The following is a 19,518-nucleotide window of genomic DNA, read 5'->3' on the forward strand; positions in this document are numbered from 1 at the left end:
GTCAGTCCAGGAGATTCCGCAACCGTGGCTTCCACGAACGACCTCAAGAACGGCATGGTGCTCAAGCTCGAAGGCGGCCAGCTCTGGTCCGTCGTCGAGTTCCAGCACGTCAAGCCCGGCAAGGGCCCCGCCTTCGTGCGCACCAAGCTCAAGAACGTGCTCTCCGGCAAGGTCGTCGACAAGACCTTCAACGCCGGCGTCAAGGTCGAGACGGCCACTGTCGACAAGCGCGACATGCAGTTCTCGTACATGGACGGCGAGTACTTCGTCTTCATGGACATGGAGACCTACGACCAGCTGATGGTCGACCGCAAGGCCGTCGGCGACGCCGCCAACTTCCTCATCGAGGGCTTCATGGCCACCGTCGCCCAGCACGAGGGCGAGGTGCTCTTCGTCGAGCTGCCGGCCGCCGTCGAGCTGACCATCCAGGAGACCGAGCCGGGCGTCCAGGGCGACCGCTCCACCGGCGGCACCAAGCCCGCCACCCTGGAGACGGGCCACCAGATCCAGGTCCCGCTCTTCATCACGACCGGTGAGAAGATCAAGGTCGACACCCGCACGAGCGACTACCTCGGCCGGGTGAACAGCTAACCGTGGCTGCCCGCAACACGGCCCGCAAGCGCGCGTTCCAGATCCTCTTCGAGGGCGACCAGCGCGGCGCCGACGTCCTGACGGTCCTCGCGGACTGGATCCGGCTCTCCCGGGCCGACACCCGGCAGCCCCCGGTGAGCGAGTACACGATGCAGCTGGTCGAGGGCTACGCGTCGCACGCGAAGCGCATCGACGAGCTGATCGCGCAGTACTCGGTCGGCTGGACGCTCGACCGGATGCCGGTCGTCGACCGCAACATCCTGCGCCTGGGCGCCTACGAGCTGATCTGGGCCGACGAGACGCCCGACGCCGTCGTCCTCGACGAGATGGTGCAGCTGGCGAAGGAGTTCTCGACGGACGAGTCCCCCTCGTTCGTCAACGGCCTGCTCGGCCGCCTCAAGGAGCTCAAGCCGTCGCTGCGCCGCGAAGAGGCATAGACAGCGGTCGGAGGCAGTCGGCGATACCAGCAGTCAGCGGTACGACAAACGCCGGAGGGCCCGCAGTATCACGTCTGCGGGCCCTCCGGCGTTGTGGCCCGCCTCCCGGGTCCCGGGCGTCCCGCAGGCCCGCAGAACGCCGCCGAGGTGGCCGGAACCATCATGTTCCGGCCACCCCGGCGGCACGTTTCTGCTCAACCCGCGGAGGGGTCAGCTCTCCTCGTGGGAGACCGCGCGACGCGCGTCCGCGTCCAGCACGCCCCAGCTGATCAGCTGCTCGGTCAGGACCGAGGGCGACTGGTCGTAGATGACGGCGAGTGTGCGCAGGTCGTCCTGGCGGATGGAGAGGACCTTGCCGTTGTAGTCACCGCGCTGGGACTGGATCGTGGCCGCGTAGCGCTGCAGCGGGCCCGCCTTCTCGACCGGGACGTGGGCAAGGCGCTCCAGGTCCAGGACCAGCTTCGGCGGGGGCTCGGCGGCGCCGCCCGGCGTGGTGCCCGGCAGCAGCTCCTGTACCGGGACCCCGTAGAAATCCGCCAACTCGGCGAGGCGCTGTACGGTCACGGCACGGTCACCGCGCTCGTACGAACCAACCACGACCGCCTTCCAGCGTCCCTGGGACTTCTCCTCGACACCGTGGAGGGAAAGGCCCTGCTGGGTGCGGATCGCCCGGAGCTTGGCCCCGAGCTGTTTGGCGTATTCGCTGGACATATAGCTCCCCGGCACTGTGTCGACGCGGCTGGGCCGCGCGGCTGGTAACTCACTGTGAGGTTACGCAGCGTGATTCTTCTGCGTCAAGCCGAATGGTCCACACCGACTCTTCCGTGGTATCGATGACCGGTTGGGCCAAGGGGGTGACGGTGGTGGGGCAGGGGGGTGATCAGGCGTGTCGCACCGGCCTGCTACCGTGGATGGCGCAATTCCGACGTCCTTTAAGGTCCGTCCCGTGAGGCGGAGAAGGAGGTCCGTTTCGTATGGACAAGCAGCAGGACACACAAGCGTCAGACGCGAGGCCCGTCCTCGAAGGCCCTGACATCGCGCGGGTGCTCACCCGCATCGCCCACGAGATCGTCGAACGTGCCAAGGGCGCCGACGACGTGGTACTCCTCGGCATTCCGACCCGGGGCGTCTTCCTCGCCCAGCGGCTCGCCGCCAAGCTGGAGCAGATCACCGACCGCAAGATCCCGGTCGGCTCGCTCGACATCACCATGTACCGCGACGACCTGCGCATGCACCCGCCGCGTGCGCTGGCCCGCACCGAGATCCCCGGTGACGGCATCGACGGCAAGCTGGTCGTCCTCGTCGACGACGTGCTCTTCTCCGGCCGCACCATCCGCGCCGCCCTCGACGCCCTGAACGACATCGGGCGCCCGCGCGCGGTGCAGCTCGCGGTCCTCGTCGACCGCGGCCACCGCGAACTGCCCATCCGCGCCGACTACGTCGGCAAGAACCTCCCCACGTCGCTGCGGGAGACGGTCAAGGTCCAGCTCGCCGAGGAGGACGGTCGCGACACCGTGCTGCTCGGCGCCAAGCAGACCCCGTAGCAGGCCGATCGGGTACGCCGGTCCCGGCGCGCCCCAGCCTGTCCGGAACCTCCCTGTATACGTGAACTGCCTTACGGAGCCTGACAGATGCAGCGTCATCTCATCTCGGCCGCCGACCTCACCCGCGACGACGCCGTCCTGATCCTTGACACCGCCGAGGAGATGGCACGGGTCGCCGACCGGCCGATCAAGAAGCTGCCGACCCTGCGCGGCCGCACGATCGTCAACCTCTTCTTCGAGGACTCCACCCGCACCCGGATCTCCTTCGAGGCCGCGGAGAAGCGCCTCTCCGCGGACGTCATCAACTTCTCCGCCAAGGGCTCCAGCGTCTCCAAGGGCGAGTCCCTGAAGGACACCGCGCAGACCCTGGAGGCCATGGGCGTCGACGCCGTCGTCATCCGGCACGGCGCCTCCGGGGCCCCGTACCGCCTCGCCAACTCGGGCTGGATCGACGCGGCCGTCGTCAACGCCGGCGACGGCACCCACCAGCACCCCACCCAGGCCCTGCTGGACGCCTTCACGATGCGCCGCCGCCTCGTCGGCCGGGACGCCGGGATCGGCCAGGACCTGTCCGGCAAGCGCATCACCGTCGTAGGAGACGTCCTGCACAGCCGGGTCGCCCGCTCCAACGTCGACCTGCTGCACACCCTCGGCGCCGAGGTCACCCTGGTCGCCCCGCCGACCCTGGTGCCGGTCGGTGTCGAGACCTGGCCCTGCGAGGTCTCCTACGACCTCGACATCACCCTGCCCAAGTCGGACGCGGTGATGATGCTGCGCGTGCAGCGCGAGCGCATGAACGCCGCCTTCTTCCCGACCGAGCGCGAGTACTCCCGCCGCTACGGCCTCGACGGCGACCGCATGGCGCGGATGCCCGAGCACGCCATCGTGATGCACCCCGGCCCGATGGTCCGCGGCATGGAGATCACCGCGGAGGTCGCCGACTCCGAGCGCTGCACCGTCGTCGAGCAGGTCGCCAACGGGGTCTCCATCCGCATGGCCGTCCTGTACCTGCTCCTGGGCGGCAACGAACCCGCCCTCAGCAACGCCCGTACCACCGCTTCCACCGAGGAGAAGTAAGCGACCATGAGCAAGATCCTGATCCGTGGTGCGAAGGTGCTCGGCGGCGAGCCGCAGGACGTGCTGATCGACGGCGAGGTCATCGAGGCGGTCGGCACGGGACTCTCCGACAAGGTCGCCGAGGGCGTCCAGGTCGTCGAGGCCGACGGCAAGGTGCTCCTGCCGGGCCTGGTGGACCTGCACACCCACCTGCGTGAGCCCGGCCGCGAGGACTCCGAGACGGTCCTGACCGGCACGCGCGCGGCCGCCTCCGGTGGCTACACCGCCGTGTTCGCCATGGCCAACACCTTCCCGGTCGCCGACACGGCCGGCGTCGTCGAGCAGGTCTACCGGCTCGGCCAGGAGCACGGCTACTGCGATGTGCAGCCCATCGGCGCCGTCACCGTGGGCCTGGAGGGCAAGAAGCTCGCCGAGCTGGGCGCCATGCACGAATCGGCGGCCGGCGTCACCGTCTTCTCCGACGACGGCAAGTGTGTCGACGACGCCGTGATGATGCGGCGGGCCCTGGAGTACGTGAAGGCGTTCGGCGGGGTCGTCGCCCAGCACGCGCAGGAGCCGCGGCTGACCGAGGGCGCCCAGATGAACGAGGGCATCGTCTCCGCGGAGCTGGGGCTAGGGGGCTGGCCGGCGGTGGCCGAGGAATCGATCATCGCCCGGGACGTCCTGCTCGCCGAGCACGTCGGCTCGCGCGTCCACATCTGCCACCTGTCGACCGCCGGCTCCGTAGAGATCGTCCGCTGGGCCAAGTCCCGCGGCATCGACGTCACCGCCGAGGTCACCCCGCACCACCTCCTCCTCACCGACGAGCTGGTCCGCTCGTACAACCCGGTCTACAAGGTCAACCCGCCGCTTCGCACCGAGCGTGATGTGCACGCCCTGCGCGAGGCGCTCGCCGACGGCACGATCGACATCGTCGCCACCGACCACGCCCCGCACCCGCACGAGGACAAGGACTGCGAGTGGGCCGCCGCCGCCATGGGCATGGTCGGCCTGGAGACCGCGCTGTCGGTGGTCCAGGAGACGATGGTCAGTACCGGCCTCCTCGACTGGGCCGGGGTCGCCGACCGCATGTCCTTCACGCCCGCCCGGATCGGGCAGGCCAAGGGTCATGGGCGTCCCGTCTCGGCAGGTGAGCCCGCCAACCTCACGCTCGTCGACACGGCATACCGTGGGCAGGTGGACCCCGCGGGCTTCGCCTCGCGCAGCCGCAACACCCCGTACGAGGGGCGCGAGCTGCCGGGCCGTGTCACGCACACCTGGCTGCGGGGCAAGGCCACGCTCGTCGACGGGAAGCTGACGTGACATCTGCTGCACTACTGCTCGCGGCCGATCAGAAATCGGCCGAAGTGACCGACTGGGCCGCGCGGATCGGCTGGGTGGTCGGTCTCGGCCTCTTCGTCGCGCTGGTCTACTGGCTGATGCGCGAGGGCTGGAAGTGGCGCGGCACGCTCCAGGGCGACCTTCCCGAACTGCCGACCGCGCCGGACGAGCCGGGTGAGGCGAAGCTCACGATGAGCGGCCGCTATCACGGCTCCACCACCGCCGGTCAGTGGCTGGACCGCATCGTCGCCCACGGCCTCGGCACCCGCAGCCGCGCCGAGCTCACCCTGACGGACGCCGGCCTGGACGTCGTACGCCCCGGGGCGACCGACTTCTTCATCCCGGCCGACGCGCTGCGTGAGGCCGTGCTCGGCAAGGGCATCGCCGGCAAGGTCCTCACCGAGGGCGGTCTGCTCCTGGTGACCTGGGCGCACGGCGACCGGCTGATCGACTCGGGCTTCCGCTCGGACCACGCGGCCGAGCACACCGAGTGGGTCGAGGCCATCAACTCCATGATCAAAAAGACGGAAACTCAGACGGAAACGGAAGGCGCACGATGACGACCTCCACCAGGGGAACCGAGAAGGTCCCCGCTGTACTCGTCCTGGAGGACGGCCGGACCTTCCGCGGCCGCGCCTACGGGGCCGTGGGGGAGACCTTCGGCGAAGCGGTGTTCTCCACCGGAATGACCGGCTACCAGGAGACCCTGACCGACCCGTCGTACGACCGCCAGATCGTCGTCGCCACCGCCCCGCAGATCGGCAACACCGGCTGGAACGACGAGGACGACGAGTCCCGCCGCATCTGGGTCTCCGGCTACGTCGTCCGCGACCCCGCGCGCGTGCCCTCCAACTGGCGCGCCAAGCGCTCCCTCGACGACGAACTGGTCGCGCAGAACATCGTCGGCATCTCCGGCATCGACACCCGCGCGCTCACCCGCCACCTGCGCGAGCGCGGCTCCATGCGGGCCGGCATCTTCTCGGGCGAGGCCATCGCCCCGGAAACCGAGCTCCTCGCGCGCGTGCAGGCCCAGCCGCACATGAAGGGCGCGAGCCTCTACGAGGAGGTCGCCACCCAGGAGGCGTACGTCGTCCCCGCGGTCGGCGAGAAGCGGTTCACCGTCGCCGCCATCGACCTCGGCATCAAGGGCATGACCCCGCACCGCATGGCCGAGCGCGGCATCGAGGTGCACGTCCTGCCCGCGACGGCCACGGCGGAGGAGGTGTACGCCGTGAACCCCGACGGCGTGTTCTTCTCCAACGGCCCCGGCGACCCGGCCACCGCCGAGGGCCCGGTCGCGCTGATGACCGAGGTGCTGGAGCGCAGGACGCCCCTGTTCGGCATCTGCTTCGGCAACCAGATCCTGGGCCGCGCCCTCGGCTTCGGCACCTACAAGCTGAAGTACGGCCACCGCGGCATCAACCAGCCGGTCCAGGACCGTACGACCGGCAAGGTGGAGGTCACCGCCCACAACCACGGCTTCGCCGTGGACGCACCGCTCGACAAGGTCAGCGAGACCAGGTTCGGGCGCGTCGAGGTGTCGCACGTCTGCCTGAACGACAACGTCGTGGAGGGGCTCCAGATGCTGGACCAGCCGGCCTTCTCCGTCCAGTACCACCCCGAAGCGGCCGCCGGTCCGCACGATGCCGCCTACCTGTTCGACCGCTTCACGTCTTTGATGAACACAGTTCTGATGGAGGGCCAGCGTGCCTAAGCGCACCGATATCCAGTCCGTCCTGGTCATCGGCTCCGGCCCGATCGTCATCGGCCAGGCCGCCGAGTTCGACTACTCCGGCACCCAGGCGTGCCGTGTGCTGAAGTCCGAGGGCCTCCGGGTCATCCTCGTGAACTCCAACCCGGCGACGATCATGACCGACCCGGAGATCGCCGACGCCACCTACGTCGAGCCGATCACCCCGGAGTTCGTCGAGAAGATCATCGCCAAGGAGCGCCCCGACGCCCTGCTGCCCACCCTGGGCGGTCAGACGGCCCTCAACACCGCGATCTCGCTGGACGAGAACGGTGTCCTGGCGAAGTACGGCGTCGAGCTGATCGGTGCCAACGTGGAGGCCATCCACAAGGGCGAGGACCGCGACCAGTTCAAGCTGGTGGTCGAGGCGGTCAAGGCGAAGATCGGGCACGGCGAGTCCGCCCGCTCGGTCATCTGCCACTCCATGGACGACGTCCTCCGGGGCGTCGAGGAACTCGGCGGCTACCCCGTCGTCGTCCGCCCGTCCTTCACCATGGGCGGCGCCGGCTCCGGCTTCGCCCACGACGAGGAGGAACTGCGCCGCATCGCCGGCCAGGGCCTCACGCTCTCCCCGACCACCGAGGTGCTCCTGGAGGAGTCCATCCTCGGCTGGAAGGAGTACGAGCTGGAGCTGATGCGCGACAAGCACGACAACGTCGTGGTCGTCTGCTCCATCGAGAACTTCGACCCCATGGGCGTGCACACCGGCGACTCGATCACCGTCGCCCCGGCGATGACGCTGACCGATCGCGAGTACCAGATCCTGCGTGACATCGGCATCGCCGTGATCCGCGAGGTCGGCGTCGACACCGGCGGCTGCAACATCCAGTTCGCGGTGAACCCCGAGGACGGTCGAGTGATCGTCATCGAGATGAACCCGCGCGTGTCGCGGTCGTCGGCGCTGGCCTCCAAGGCGACCGGCTTCCCGATCGCCAAGATCGCGGCCAAGCTCGCCGTCGGCTACACCCTCGACGAGATCCCCAACGACATCACGCAGGAGACCCCGGCCTCCTTCGAACCGACCCTCGACTACGTCGTGGTCAAGGCCCCGCGGTTCGCCTTCGAGAAGTTCCCCTCGGCGGACTCCACCCTCACCACCACCATGAAGTCGGTCGGCGAGGCCATGGCGATCGGCCGGAACTTCACCGAGGCCTTCCAGAAGGCGCTGCGCTCGCTGGAGAAGAAGGGCAGCCAGTTCACGTTCGTCGGCGAGCCCGGCGACAAGGACGCCCTGCTGCGCGAGGCCGTCCGGCCCACGGACGGCCGGATCAACACCGTCATGCAGGCCATCCGCGCGGGCGCCACGCCCGAGGAGGTCTTCGAGTTCACGAAGATCGACCCCTGGTTCGTCGACCAGCTCTTCCTCATCAAGGAGATCGCCGACGAACTGGCCACCGCCGACCGCCTGGACGTCGAGCTGCTGGCCGAGGCCAAGCGGCACGGCTTCTCCGACCAGCAGATCGCCGAGATCCGCGACCTGCGCGAGGACGTCGTCCGCGAGGTGCGGCACGCGCTGGGCGTCCGCCCGGTCTACAAGACGGTCGACACGTGCGCCGCCGAGTTCGCCGCGAAGACGCCGTACTTCTACTCCTCCTACGACGAGGAGAACGAGGTCGCGCCCCGCGAGAAGCCCGCGGTCATCATCCTGGGCTCCGGCCCCAACCGCATCGGCCAGGGCATCGAGTTCGACTACTCCTGCGTCCACGCCTCCTTCGCGCTCAGCGACGCGGGCTACGAGACCGTGATGGTCAACTGCAACCCGGAGACCGTCTCCACCGACTACGACACCTCCGACCGCCTGTACTTCGAGCCGCTGACGCTCGAGGACGTGCTGGAGATCGTCCACGCGGAGGCGCAGGCCGGCCCCATCGCCGGTGTCGTCGTGCAGCTCGGCGGCCAGACCCCGCTGGGCCTGGCACAGGCCCTCAAGGACAACGGCGTGCCCGTCGTCGGCACCCCGCCCGAGGCCATCCACGCGGCCGAGGACCGGGGCGCCTTCGGCCGCGTCCTCGCCGAGGCCGGCCTGCCGGCCCCCAAGCACGGCACCGCCACCACCTTCGCCGAGGCCAAGACCATCGCCGACGAGATCGGCTACCCGGTCCTCGTACGGCCCTCCTACGTCCTCGGCGGCCGCGGCATGGAGATCGTCTACGACGAGACCCGCCTGTCGTCGTACATCGCCGAGTCGACGGAGATCAGCCCCTCCCGGCCGGTCCTCGTCGACCGCTTCCTCGACGACGCGATCGAGATCGACGTCGACGCGCTGTACGACGGCCAGGAGCTCTACCTCGGCGGCGTCATGGAGCACATCGAGGAGGCCGGCATCCACTCCGGCGACTCGGCGTGCGCCCTGCCCCCGATCACCCTCGGCGGCTTCGACATCAAGCGCCTGCGCGCCTCGACCGAGGCCATCGCCAAGGGCGTCGGCGTCCGCGGCCTGATCAACATCCAGTTCGCGATGGCCGGCGACATCCTCTACGTCCTGGAGGCCAACCCGCGCGCGTCGCGCACCGTTCCCTTCACCTCGAAGGCGACCGCGGTGCCGCTGGCGAAGGCCGCCGCCCGGATCTCGCTGGGCGCGACCGTCGCCGAACTGCGCGCCGAGGGGCTCCTCCCGGCGACCGGCGACGGCGGTGAACTGCCGCTGGACGCGCCGATCTCCGTCAAGGAGGCCGTGATGCCGTGGACCCGCTTCCGGGACACCTCCGGCCGCGGCGTCGACACCGTCCTCGGCCCGGAGATGCGCTCCACCGGCGAGGTCATGGGCATCGACTCCGTCTTCGGCACCGCCTACGCCAAGTCGCAGGCGGGCGCCTACGGGCCGCTGCCCACCAAGGGCCGCGCGTTCATCTCGGTCGCCAACCGCGACAAGCGCTCGATGATCTTCCCGGCGCGCGAGCTCGTCGCCCACGGCTTCGAGCTGCTCGCCACCGCCGGCACCGCCGAGGTCCTCAAGCGCAACGGCATCAAGGCCACCGTGGTGCGCAAGCAGTTCGAGGGCACCGGACCGAACGGCGAGAAGACCATCGTCCAGCTCATTCACGACGGCGAGGTCGACCTCATCGTCAACACCCCGTACGGCACCGGCGGCCGTCTCGACGGCTACGAGATCCGTACGGCGGCAGTGGCGCGGTCCGTGCCGTGTCTGACGACGGTCCAGGCGCTCGCCGCCGCCGTCCAGGGCATCGACGCCCTCAACCACGGGGACGTGGGCGTCCGTTCGCTCCAGGAACACGCGGAACACCTGACCGCGGCCCGCGACTAGCAGCCCACGAGGGGGACACCGGAAACGGTGTCCCCCTCTTCACGAGGACACCATGTACACGATCTTCTTCCGTCTCATCTTCCAGCGCATGGATCCCGAGCAAGCCCACCACCTGGCCTTCCGCTGGATCCGCCTGGCCGCTCGTGTTCCCGTGCTGCGCACCTTCGTGGCGGCCGTGTTGGCGCCCCGCTACAAGGAGCTGCGCACCGAGGCCTTCGGTCTGCGCATGCACGGCCCCTTCGGGCTCGCCGCCGGCTTCGACAAGAACGCGGTCGCCGTCGACGGCATGTCGATGCTGGGCTTCGACCACGTCGAGATCGGCACGGTCACCGGGGAGCCCCAGCCGGGCAACCCCAAGAAGCGGCTGTTCCGGCTCGTGAAGGACCGGGCCCTGATCAACCGCATGGGCTTCAACAACGAGGGCTCGCTGGCCGTCGCCGCCCGCCTGGCCTCCCGTACGCCCGTCTTCAAGACCGTCGTGGGCGTCAACATCGGCAAGACCAAGGTCGTACCCGAGGAGGAGGCCGTCGGCGACTACGTGAAGTCGGCCGAGCGGCTCGCACCGTACGCGGACTACCTGGTCGTGAACGTGTCGTCGCCGAACACGCCGGGTCTGCGCAACCTCCAGGCCACGGAGGCGCTGCGGCCACTGCTGAGCGCCGTCCGGGAGGCCGCCGACCGTACGGTGGCGTCCCGGCGGGTGCCGCTGCTGGTGAAGATCGCCCCGGACCTCGCCGACGAGGACGTGGACGCCGTCGCCGACCTGGCGGTGGAGCTGGGCCTGGACGGGATCATCGCCACGAACACCACCATCGCGCGCGAGGGACTCGGTTTGAAAACCGAACCCTCGGTGGTGAAGGAGGTCGGAGGGCTCTCGGGAGCTCCGCTCAAGGCGCGCTCCCTGGAGGTGCTGCGCCGCCTCTACGCGCGCGTGGGCGACCGGATCACCCTCGTCGGCGTCGGCGGCATCGAGAACGCCGAGGACGCCTGGCAGCGCATCCTGGCGGGCGCCACGCTGGTACAGGGATACAGCGCCTTCATCTACGAGGGGCCCTTCTGGGGCCGCTCCGTCCACAAGGGGCTCGCCGCACGCCTGCGCACGAGCCCGTACGCCACCCTCGCCGACGCGGTCGGCGCGGACGTCCGGAAGGCGGGGAAGGCCGCATGACCGCCCACCCGTCACCCGACCACCGCCCCTCAACGGGGCCCTTCGGGCCGCAGAATTTCTCTGGAGAACCCTTCGGTGCCCGGCTGCGCCGAGCGATGGACGAGCGCGGTCCGCTGTGTGTCGGCATCGACCCGCACGCCTCCCTCCTCGCCGAGTGGGGCCTGAACGACGACGTCACGGGCCTGGAGCGGTTCAGCCGCACCGTCGTCGAGGCCATGGCCGACCGCGTGGCCGTGCTGAAGCCGCAGAGTGCGTTCTTCGAGCGCTTCGGCTCGCGCGGCGTCGCGGTACTGGAGAAGTCGGTCCAGGAGGCCCGAGCGGCCGGCGCCCTGGTCGTGATGGACGCCAAGCGCGGCGACATCGGCTCCACCATGGCCGCGTACGCCGAGTCCTTCCTGCACAAGGACGCTCCGCTGTTCTCGGACGCCCTCACCGTCTCGCCGTACCTCGGCTACGGCTCGCTGGGCCCCGCCGTCGCGCTGGCGCGCGAGAGCGGCGCCGGCCTGTTCGTGCTGGCGCTGACCTCCAACCCGGAGGGTGGCGAGGTCCAGCACGCGGTGCGGGCGGACGGCCGTGACGTCGGCGCGACGATGCTGGCCCACCTGGCTGCCGAGAACGCGGGGGAGGAGCCCCTGGGCTCCTTCGGCGCGGTCGTCGGTGCCACGCTCGGTGACCTGTCGTCGTACGACCTCGACATCAACGGCCCGCTCCTCGCCCCCGGCATCGGCGCACAGGGGGCGACGCCGGCGGATCTCCCCGGCGTGTTCGGCGCGGCCGTGCGCAATGTCGTGCCGAACGTCAGCCGGGGTGTGTTGCGCCACGGTCCCGACGCGGTCGCGCTGCGTGACGCCGCGGGACGTTTCGCGGAGGAGATCCGGGCCGCGGTGGCGGCCGGCTGAGGGTCCCTGGATGCTTGTTCGAGGCCCCGGGCGGGTGTCGTCGCGGGGCCTCGGGGCCGACTTGAGGCTGGATACATTCTCAAATCCGGGGCAGTATGTCTGAAATATCCTGTCCTGCCAGAGGCTGACCAGGACTTTTCCGCTGTTCTCGCTGACTCCGGCGGACTTGCCCGCTAGTCTCCGACGAGTGGGGGCACCACCCGCACCCATGAGGTAGTGGGGGAGAACGGGCAGAGCGTGTTGCTCGTAGCTCCCCAGGTGAGGGGCGACTAGGTTCCTCACCGGTCCGTATCCGACAGTTCGACATCCGAGGTGACGTAGGCGTGGCTCTTCCGCCCCTTACCCCCGAACAGCGCGCAGCCGCGCTCGAAAAGGCCGCCGCGGCTCGCCGGGAGCGGGCCGAGGTCAAGAATCGACTGAAGCACTCCGGCGCCTCTCTTCACGAGGTCATCAAGCAGGGCCAGGAGAACGACGTCATCGGCAAGATGAAGGTCTCCGCCCTCCTGGAGTCCCTGCCGGGCGTGGGCAAGGTCCGCGCCAAGCAGATCATGGAGCGACTCGGTATCTCCGAGAGCCGCCGTGTGCGCGGCCTCGGTTCCAACCAGATCGCCTCCCTGGAGCGTGAGTTCGGCAGCACCGGCTCCTGATCCCGGGGACCACCCGGTAGGGAGTCCCGGGTACTCCGGGATTGCTGGAATAATCGCTGTATGGCTGCAACATTCCGGGGGACGACCCCCGAGCCCCCGGGCGTACGTCCGCGGCTGACCGTGCTCTCCGGCCCTTCGGGGGTCGGCAAGAGCACGGTCGTCGCTCATATGCGCAAGAAGCATCCCGAGGTCTGGCTCTCGGTGTCGGCGACGACCCGTAAGCCACGCCCCGGTGAGAAGCACGGAGTCCACTACTTCTTCGTCACCGACGACGAGATGGACAAGCTGATCGCCAACGGTGAGCTGCTGGAGTGGGCCGAGTTCGCCGGCAACCGCTACGGCACGCCGCGCGGGGCCGTGCTGGAGCGGCTGGAGGCGGGGGAACCCGTCCTGCTGGAGATCGACCTCCAGGGTGCTCGTCAGGTTCGCGAGACGATGCCCGAGGCCCAGCTGGTGTTCCTGGCCCCGCCCTCCTGGGAGGAGCTGGTGCGCCGGCTCACCGGACGGGGCACCGAGCCGCCCGAGGTGATCGAGCGTCGTCTGGAGGCGGCCAAGGTCGAGCTGGCGGCCGAGCCCGAGTTCGACGAGACCCTGGTCAACACCTCTGTCGAGGATGTGGCGCGCGAGCTGCTAGCCTTGATGGATGTCGTGTGATCGTGAAGGTCACACTGCACTGTTCTTTCCCATCCATCGGAAGGTAGAGCGTGTCCTCTTCCATCTCCGCGCCCGAGGGCATCATCAACCCGCCGATCGACGAGCTCCTCGAGGCCACCGACTCGAAGTACAGCCTCGTGATCTACGCGGCCAAGCGGGCCCGCCAGATCAACGCGTACTACTCGCAGCTCGGCGAGGGCCTCCTCGAGTACGTCGGTCCGCTCGTCGACACGCACGTGCACGAGAAGCCGCTCTCGATCGCCCTGCGCGAGATCAACGCGGGTCTGCTGACGTCCGAGGCCGTCGAAGGCCCCGCGCAGTAGTACTTTCAGACCGCGTGTGACTTATCCACAGGCCCGGCAGTGCCACTGCCGGGCCTGTGGTGTGAGATGGACCCGTACGTTGCCGAGCCGGGGAGAGACGGTGGACAAGCCCAAGGTCGTTCTGGGGGTCAGCGGCGGCATCGCCGCCTACAAGGCCTGTGAGCTGCTGAGAAGGCTCACGGAGTCCGGCCATGACGTACGGGTCGTGCCCACCGCCTCCGCCCTGCACTTCGTCGGCGCCGCCACCTGGTCCGCGCTCTCCGGGCACCCGGTCTCGACCGAGGTGTGGGACGACGTCCACGAGGTCCCGCACGTCCGCATCGGCCAGCACGCCGACCTCGTCGTCGTCGCCCCCGCCACCGCCGACATGCTCGCCAAGGCGGCCCACGGCCTCGCCGACGACCTCCTCACCAACACCCTGCTCACCGCCCGCTGCCCGGTCGTCTTCGCCCCCGCCATGCACACCGAGATGTGGGAGCACCCGGCCACCCAGGAGAACGTGGCGACGCTGCGCCGCCGGGGCGCCGTCGTCATCGAGCCGGCCGTCGGCCGCCTCACCGGCGTCGACACCGGCAAGGGCCGGCTCCCCGACCCCGCCGAGATCTTCGAGGTCTGCCGCCGAGTACTCGTCCGCGGCGCGGGCGAGCCGGACCTCGCCGGGCGACACGTCGTCGTCAGCGCCGGTGGCACCCGCGAACCCCTCGACCCCGTCCGCTTCCTCGGCAACCGCTCCTCCGGCAAGCAGGGCTACGCCCTCGCCCGTACGGCCGCCGCGCGGGGCGCCCGCGTCACGCTGATCGCCGCCAACGCGAACCTGCCGGACCCGGCGGGCGTGGACGTCGTGCCGGTCGGCACGGCCGTACAGCTGCGCGAGGCGGTGCTCAAGGCGGCCGCGGACGCCGACGCCGTCGTCATGGCCGCGGCGGTCGCCGACTTCCGCCCGCAGACCTATGCGGCCGGGAAGATCAAGAAGAAGGACGGCAAGGACCCGGATCCCGTCGTCCTCGTACGGAATCCGGACATCCTCGCGGAGATCTCGGCCGACCGCCCCCGCCTCGGACAGGTGGTCGTCGGCTTCGCCGCCGAGACCGACGACGTCCTGTCCAACGGCCGGGCGAAGCTGGCACGCAAGGGCTGCGATCTGCTCGTGGTGAACGAGGTGGGCGAGCGCAAGACCTTCGGCTCCGAGGAGAACGAGGCGGTCGTCCTGGGCGCCGACGGCAGCGAGACCGCCGTACCGTACGGCCCCAAGGAGAACCTGGCCGACGCGGTGTGGGATCTTGTGGTGGGACGCCTGAGCTGACGGTTTCACCCGTTTCGCGGCTCACCCGAACCCCTATATTCGGGCGTGGCGCCCCTGGCCAAGGACGCTTGCCATTGGGCAGAATGCCTGTGCCGCAGGTCACAGCACTTCCGAGAGACGAGACAGGGAGGCCTCTGGCCGAACTCGACCGATAAACTGTTCGCGGACGACGACGGGCGCAGCTCCCGTCCCGTCCGCCCATGATCAGCCAGCAGCCGCTGCAACCCCAGGGAGCATTGTGTCCCGTCGCCTGTTCACTTCGGAGTCCGTGACCGAGGGTCACCCCGACAAGATCGCTGACCAGATCAGTGACACCATTCTCGACGCGCTTCTGCGCGAGGACCCGACCTCCCGGGTCGCGGTCGAGACCCTGATCACGACCGGTCTGGTGCACGTGGCCGGAGAGGTCACCACCAAGGCCTACGCCCCGATCCCCCAGCTCGTGCGGGACAAGATCCTCGAGATCGGCTACGACTCCTCCAAGAAGGGCTTCGACGGCGCCTCCTGCGGCGTGTCGGTGTCCATCGGCGCGCAGTCGCCGGACATCGCGCAGGGTGTCGACACGGCGTACGAGTCCCGCGTCGAGGGCGACGAGGACGAGCTGGACCGCCAGGGCGCCGGCGACCAGGGCCTGATGTTCGGCTACGCGTCGGACGAGACGCCCACGCTGATGCCGCTGCCGATCTTCCTGGCGCACCGCCTGTCGAAGCGCCTCTCGGACGTCCGCAAGAACGGCACGATCCCCTACCTGCGCCCCGACGGCAAGACGCAGGTCACCATCGAGTACGACGGCGACAAGGCGGTCCGCCTGGACACGGTCGTCGTCTCCTCCCAGCACGCCTCCGACATCGACCTGGACTCCCTCCTGGCGCCCGACATCCGCGAGTTCGTCGTGGAGCCGGAGCTGAAGGCGCTCCTGGACGAGGGCATCAAGCTGGACACCGAGAACTACCGCCTCCTGGTCAACCCGACCGGCCGCTTCGAGATCGGCGGCCCGATGGGTGACGCGGGCCTGACCGGCCGCAAGATCATCATCGACACCTACGGCGGCTTCGCCCGGCACGGTGGCGGCGCCTTCTCCGGCAAGGACCCGTCCAAGGTGGACCGCAGCGCCGCCTACGCGATGCGCTGGGTCGCGAAGAACGTCGTCGCCGCGGGCCTTGCCTCCCGCTGCGAGGTCCAGGTCGCCTACGCGATCGGCAAGGCCGAGCCGGTCGGTCTGTTCGTCGAGACCTTCGGCACCGCCAAGATCGACACCGAGAAGATCGAGAAGGCGATCGACGAGGTCTTCGACCTCCGCCCGGCCGCCATCATCCGCGACCTCGACCTCCTCCGCCCGATCTACGCCCAGACCGCCGCGTACGGCCACTTCGGCCGTGAGCTCCCCGAGTTCACCTGGGAGCGCACGGACCGCGTGGACGCGCTGCGTGAGGCCGCGGGGATGTAAGTCCGGCGCGATGTCTCACGGGGCCCGGTTCTCCTTCTGGAGGCCGGGCCTCGGTGCTGATCGACCCAGGGGCGCCTTCGGGCGCCCTTCGTTGTCAGTGGAGTTTGGTAAGAATGCAAGCGTGAGCAGCGAGAACGGGCAGGGGGGCGGCGGCGGGGCCGGGGAGGGCGCGCCGCCGGAGCAGCTCGCGTTCATTCGGGAGAGTGTGCGGAAGGCGAAGGCGCCGCGGGCGAAGCCACGGACGTGGCGGGGGGCCGCGTTGGCGAAGGAGTTGCCTGTCGCAAGGGTGCTGGTCGACAAGGGCGTGCTGCATCTCGACCGGTACTTCGACTACGCCGTCCCGGAGGAGCTGGACGCCGAGGCGCAGCCCGGGGTGCGGGTGCGGGTGCGGTTCGGAGCCGGGCGGCACCGGGTGAGGGACGGGCGGCGTGAGGGCGGGGGACTCATCGACGGGTTCCTCGTCGAGCGGCTCGCCGAGTCGGACTACTCAGGGCCGCTGGCCGCGCTCGCCCAGGTCGTCTCGCCCGAGCCCGTACTGAGCCCGGAGCTGCTGGGGCTCGCCCGGGCCGTCGCCGATCGGTACGCGGGGAGCCTGGCCGACGTGTTGCAGCTCGCCGTGCCGCCGCGCAGCGCGCGGGCCGAGCAGCGGCCCTCACCCGCGCCGTTGCCGCCGCCGGGTGCGCCGGAGGCGGGGCCCTGGGTGCGGTACGAGCGTGGGGGCACGTTTCTCGAGGCGCTGGCCGGCGGGAGCGCCCCGCGGGCCGTGTGGAACGCGTTGCCCGGGCCCGAGTGGAGCGAGGAGATCGCGCGGGCCGTCGTGGCCACCCTGGCCTCCGGGCGAGGGGCGCTCGTCGTGGTGCCGGACGGGCGGGCCGCCGCACGGGTCGACACCGCGTTGTCGTCCCTGCTGGGTGAGGGGCGGCATGCGCTGCTGACCGCCGACGCCGGGCCGGAGAAGCGGTACCGGGAGTGGCTCGCCGTGCGGCGCGGGTCCGTTCGGGCCGTCGTGGGGACGCGGGCGGCCATGTTCGCCCCGGTACGGGACCTCGGACTCGTCGTGCTCTGGGACGACGGGGACGACAGCCACAGTGAGCAGCACGCGCCGCAGCCGCATGCGCGAGAGGTGCTGCTGCTTCGGGCCGCCCAGGACAAGTGTGCCTTCCTGTTGGGGAGTTGGAGCTGCACGGTGGAGGCCGCCCAGCTCGTGGAGAGCGGGTGGGCCCGGCCGTTGGTCGCCGCGCGGGAGCAGGTGCGGCGCGTGGCACCGCTCGTACGGACCGTGGGGGACCAGGATCTCGCGCGGGACGAAGCCGCCCGGGCCGCCCGGTTGCCGACCCTCGCCTGGCAGGCGGTCAGGGACGGGTTGCGCAACGGCCCGGTGCTCGTGCAGGTGCCCCGGCGGGGCTATGTGCCGCGGATGGCCTGTGCGCAGTGCCGGGCGCCGGCCCGGTGTCGGCACTGCTCCGGGCCGTTGGAGGCGCGTGAGGGGGGCGTGGGCGCTGGTGGTCTGTGGTGTGGGTGGTGCGGGCGTGAGGAGAGCGGCTGGCATTGTCCCGAGTGCGGGTCCTTCCGGCTGCGGGCCCAGGTCGTGGGGGCGCGGCGCACCGCCGAGGAACTGGGGCGGGCGTTTCCGGCCGTTCCGGTGCGGACGTCGGGGCGCGAGCATGTGCTGGACACCGTGCCGGGGGCGCCCTCGCTGGTCGTGAGCACACCGGGGGCCGAGCCCGTTGCCGAGGGCGGGTACGCGGCGGCGCTGCTGCTGGACGGGTGGGCCATGCTCGGGCGGCCCGATCTGCGGGCCGGGGAGGACGCGCTGCGCCGGTGGATCGCCGCCGCCGCGCTCGTACGGCCGCAGGGGGACGGCGGGACGGTGGTCGTCGTCGCGGAGCCGACGTTGCGGCCCGTGCAGGCGCTGGTGCGGTGGGACCCCGTCGGTCATGCGGTGCGGGAGCTCGCCGAGCGGGCCGAGCTGGGGTTCCCGCCGGTCTCGCGGATGGCGGCCGTGTCGGGGACGGCGGAGGCCGTGGCCGAGTTCCTGGGCGCGGTCGAACTGCCGTCGGAGGCCGAGGTCCTGGGGCCGGTGCCGTTGCCCGTCACCATGGCGGGGCGGCCGAGGCGACCGGGGGGGCCGCCTCCCGGCGAGCACTGGGAGCGGGCACTGGTCCGCGTACCACCCGGCAGGGGTGCGGCCCTCGCCTCCGCGCTGAAGGCCGCGCAGGCGGCTCGCATGGCGCGGGGCGGAGGCGGCGGTGGGGGAGAGGCCGGGGCGCGGGTGTGGGTGCGGATGGATCCGGCTGATATCGGGTGAGGGGTCGTGTTGTCGGGGTGTGGGGGAGGGCGGTGTGCAGCGGGGCGGGCTCCTCGGACGGTGCCGGCCGTGGTGCCGTTGGCGCCGGGGGAGGGCGGGGTTCGCCGTGCGCGCGGGGGCCTCGGGTGGTGCCGGCCGGTTGGGCCCTCGGTGCGGTGGGGCCCCAACGCGTCCGCCCTCCCGGGGCTGCCGGGAGGGCGGAGCGGGTGGGGTGGGTCAGCCGTTGCGGGGGCCGGGGAAGGCGGTGGGCCTGGCCTCTTCGCGCAGGGACGGGCTGCCCGCCGTCGGCTGGGTCGGCATGGTGCGGGCCGCGGGAACCGTGGGCGCCGGGATGCCGGTGCCCACACTGACCGTGCGGGTGCCCGACGGCTCCGTCGCGCGCTCGGCCTCGGCGGCGGCCTGGGCCGCGGCGCGGCGGGCGCCGTAGCGGCGGTGGACCGCCTGCTTGGTGACGCCGAGGGCGGAGCCCACGGCGTCCCACGAGAAGCCGAGCGAGCGGTCGAAGTCGACCGCGGCCGTGACCAGGGTCTCGACACTGTCCCGCAGTTCCTGGGCGAGACGGACCGTCGGGGCGGGAGCGCGTCCGTAGACGACGAAGCCCGTGGAGGGGCCGGAGCGGCGCGGGCGGTAGACGTTGCCCAGTTGGGCGGTGAGGGTGCGCAGCGCGTCCACCTGTCGGCGGACCCGCTCGATGTCCCGCACCAGCAAGTGCAGGCTGGCCCGGGCCTGGGCGTCGTGGGTTGCGTGGTCGGCCATGAACAAGCCTCTCGAACCGGCGTTGCAGA

General features: G+C 70.7%; 18 protein-coding genes. 16 read left to right on the top strand and 2 right to left on the bottom strand.

All coding sequences use genetic code 11. From position 1 onward, the window contains the following. The first annotated feature begins 24 nt into the window (after nucleotides 1-24). On the top strand, nucleotides 25-591 hold the full coding sequence (gene efp, locus ACGFNV_RS26695) for an elongation factor P (protein WP_133929511.1): 567 nt from the start codon (nucleotides 25-27) through the stop codon (nucleotides 589-591). Between the two features lie 2 nt (nucleotides 592-593). Then, nucleotides 594-1,028, top strand: a complete 435-nt coding sequence (gene nusB, locus ACGFNV_RS26700) for a transcription antitermination factor NusB (RefSeq protein WP_393625510.1) — start codon at nucleotides 594-596, stop codon at nucleotides 1,026-1,028. Between the two features lie 210 nt (nucleotides 1,029-1,238). Here nusB and bldD read toward each other — a convergent pair whose 3' ends face one another. Further along, nucleotides 1,239-1,739: a transcriptional regulator BldD gene (gene bldD / locus ACGFNV_RS26705; protein WP_009313753.1), complete on the bottom strand. Its 501-nt coding sequence runs from the start codon at nucleotides 1,737-1,739 to the stop codon at nucleotides 1,239-1,241. A 263-nt stretch (nucleotides 1,740-2,002) separates the two neighbouring features. Between bldD and pyrR the strand changes: the two genes are divergently transcribed. The 14 genes from pyrR to ACGFNV_RS26775 all read left to right on the top strand — a co-directional run bounded on the left by pyrR (nucleotide 2,003) and on the right by ACGFNV_RS26775 (nucleotide 18,733). Further along, complete coding sequence (pyrR, locus tag ACGFNV_RS26710) at nucleotides 2,003-2,572, top strand: bifunctional pyr operon transcriptional regulator/uracil phosphoribosyltransferase PyrR (RefSeq protein ID WP_393625511.1); 570 nt, start codon at nucleotides 2,003-2,005, stop codon at nucleotides 2,570-2,572. A gap of 87 nt (nucleotides 2,573-2,659) precedes the next feature. Beyond that, nucleotides 2,660-3,649: an aspartate carbamoyltransferase catalytic subunit gene (locus tag ACGFNV_RS26715; RefSeq protein WP_393625512.1), complete on the top strand. Its 990-nt coding sequence runs from the start codon at nucleotides 2,660-2,662 to the stop codon at nucleotides 3,647-3,649. A 6-nt stretch (nucleotides 3,650-3,655) separates the two neighbouring features. Further along, nucleotides 3,656-4,951, top strand: coding sequence for a dihydroorotase (locus ACGFNV_RS26720; RefSeq protein WP_393625513.1), 1,296 nt, complete (start codon nucleotides 3,656-3,658; stop codon nucleotides 4,949-4,951). Further along, entirely contained in the window at nucleotides 4,948-5,529 is a 582-nt protein-coding gene (locus ACGFNV_RS26725; RefSeq protein ID WP_393625514.1) for a hypothetical protein, read from the top strand. Before ACGFNV_RS26720 ends, ACGFNV_RS26725 begins: the two co-directional genes overlap by 4 nt. Beyond that, entirely contained in the window at nucleotides 5,526-6,683 is a 1,158-nt protein-coding gene (gene carA / locus ACGFNV_RS26730; protein WP_393625515.1) for a glutamine-hydrolyzing carbamoyl-phosphate synthase small subunit, read from the top strand. The genes ACGFNV_RS26725 and carA overlap by 4 nt, the downstream gene beginning before the upstream one ends. Further along, the gene (carB, locus tag ACGFNV_RS26735) at nucleotides 6,676-9,984 is read left to right on the top strand and encodes a carbamoyl-phosphate synthase large subunit (RefSeq protein WP_393625516.1); all 3,309 of its coding nucleotides are present in this window, start codon (nucleotides 6,676-6,678) and stop codon (nucleotides 9,982-9,984) included. The genes carA and carB overlap by 8 nt, the downstream gene beginning before the upstream one ends. Nucleotides 9,985-10,036: 52 nt before the next feature. Next, nucleotides 10,037-11,152, top strand: a complete 1,116-nt coding sequence (locus ACGFNV_RS26740; protein ID WP_393625517.1) for a quinone-dependent dihydroorotate dehydrogenase — start codon at nucleotides 10,037-10,039, stop codon at nucleotides 11,150-11,152. Beyond that, the gene (pyrF, locus tag ACGFNV_RS26745; RefSeq protein WP_393625518.1) at nucleotides 11,149-12,051 is read left to right on the top strand and encodes an orotidine-5'-phosphate decarboxylase; all 903 of its coding nucleotides are present in this window, start codon (nucleotides 11,149-11,151) and stop codon (nucleotides 12,049-12,051) included. The genes ACGFNV_RS26740 and pyrF overlap by 4 nt, the downstream gene beginning before the upstream one ends. Before the next feature lie 323 nt (nucleotides 12,052-12,374). Next, the gene (locus tag ACGFNV_RS26750; RefSeq protein WP_003977346.1) at nucleotides 12,375-12,698 is read left to right on the top strand and encodes an integration host factor; all 324 of its coding nucleotides are present in this window, start codon (nucleotides 12,375-12,377) and stop codon (nucleotides 12,696-12,698) included. A gap of 60 nt (nucleotides 12,699-12,758) precedes the next feature. After that, complete coding sequence (gmk, locus tag ACGFNV_RS26755) at nucleotides 12,759-13,352, top strand: guanylate kinase (RefSeq protein ID WP_133929520.1); 594 nt, start codon at nucleotides 12,759-12,761, stop codon at nucleotides 13,350-13,352. A gap of 50 nt (nucleotides 13,353-13,402) precedes the next feature. After that, nucleotides 13,403-13,675, top strand: a complete 273-nt coding sequence (rpoZ, locus tag ACGFNV_RS26760) for a DNA-directed RNA polymerase subunit omega (RefSeq protein ID WP_003988945.1) — start codon at nucleotides 13,403-13,405, stop codon at nucleotides 13,673-13,675. 100 nt (nucleotides 13,676-13,775) lie between these two features. Next, nucleotides 13,776-14,978 (top strand): bifunctional phosphopantothenoylcysteine decarboxylase/phosphopantothenate--cysteine ligase CoaBC, encoded by a 1,203-nt coding sequence (gene coaBC, locus ACGFNV_RS26765; RefSeq protein ID WP_393625519.1) that lies wholly within the window; start codon nucleotides 13,776-13,778, stop codon nucleotides 14,976-14,978. Nucleotides 14,979-15,216: 238 nt separating this feature from the next. Continuing rightward, nucleotides 15,217-16,425: a methionine adenosyltransferase gene (metK, locus tag ACGFNV_RS26770; RefSeq protein WP_133929522.1), complete on the top strand. Its 1,209-nt coding sequence runs from the start codon at nucleotides 15,217-15,219 to the stop codon at nucleotides 16,423-16,425. A 121-nt stretch (nucleotides 16,426-16,546) separates the two neighbouring features. Next, nucleotides 16,547-18,733 carry a primosomal protein N' gene (locus ACGFNV_RS26775; RefSeq protein ID WP_393625520.1) on the top strand — a complete coding sequence of 729 codons (2,187 nt, stop codon included), beginning with the start codon at nucleotides 16,547-16,549 and terminating at the stop codon, nucleotides 18,731-18,733. A 216-nt stretch (nucleotides 18,734-18,949) separates the two neighbouring features. Here the strand turns inward: ACGFNV_RS26775 and ACGFNV_RS26780 are convergent, their stop codons facing one another. After that, entirely contained in the window at nucleotides 18,950-19,489 is a 540-nt protein-coding gene (locus tag ACGFNV_RS26780) for a hypothetical protein (protein ID WP_133929524.1), read from the bottom strand. Nucleotides 19,490-19,518 lie beyond the last annotated feature (29 nt).

The sequence above is a fragment of the Streptomyces sp. NPDC048751 genome (genome assembly GCF_043198595.1).
In the GTDB taxonomy this organism is placed as follows: Bacteria; Actinomycetota; Actinomycetes; order Streptomycetales; family Streptomycetaceae; genus Streptomyces.

Excerpts from the sequence above, each read along its gene's own strand:
- bldD (WP_009313753.1), bottom strand. The coding sequence starts at position 1,739 with ATGTCCAGCGAATACGCCAAACAGCTCGGGGCCAAGCTCCGGGCGATC.
- pyrR (WP_393625511.1), top strand. The coding sequence starts at position 2,003 with ATGGACAAGCAGCAGGACACACAAGCGTCAGACGCGAGGCCCGTCCTC.
- ACGFNV_RS26715 (WP_393625512.1), top strand. The coding sequence starts at position 2,660 with ATGCAGCGTCATCTCATCTCGGCCGCCGACCTCACCCGCGACGACGCC.
- ACGFNV_RS26720 (WP_393625513.1), top strand. The coding sequence starts at position 3,656 with ATGAGCAAGATCCTGATCCGTGGTGCGAAGGTGCTCGGCGGCGAGCCG.
- carA (WP_393625515.1), top strand. The coding sequence starts at position 5,526 with ATGACGACCTCCACCAGGGGAACCGAGAAGGTCCCCGCTGTACTCGTC.
- ACGFNV_RS26740 (WP_393625517.1), top strand. The coding sequence starts at position 10,037 with ATGTACACGATCTTCTTCCGTCTCATCTTCCAGCGCATGGATCCCGAG.
- pyrF (WP_393625518.1), top strand. The coding sequence starts at position 11,149 with ATGACCGCCCACCCGTCACCCGACCACCGCCCCTCAACGGGGCCCTTC.
- gmk (WP_133929520.1), top strand. The coding sequence starts at position 12,759 with ATGGCTGCAACATTCCGGGGGACGACCCCCGAGCCCCCGGGCGTACGT.
- ACGFNV_RS26780 (WP_133929524.1), bottom strand. The coding sequence starts at position 19,489 with ATGGCCGACCACGCAACCCACGACGCCCAGGCCCGGGCCAGCCTGCAC.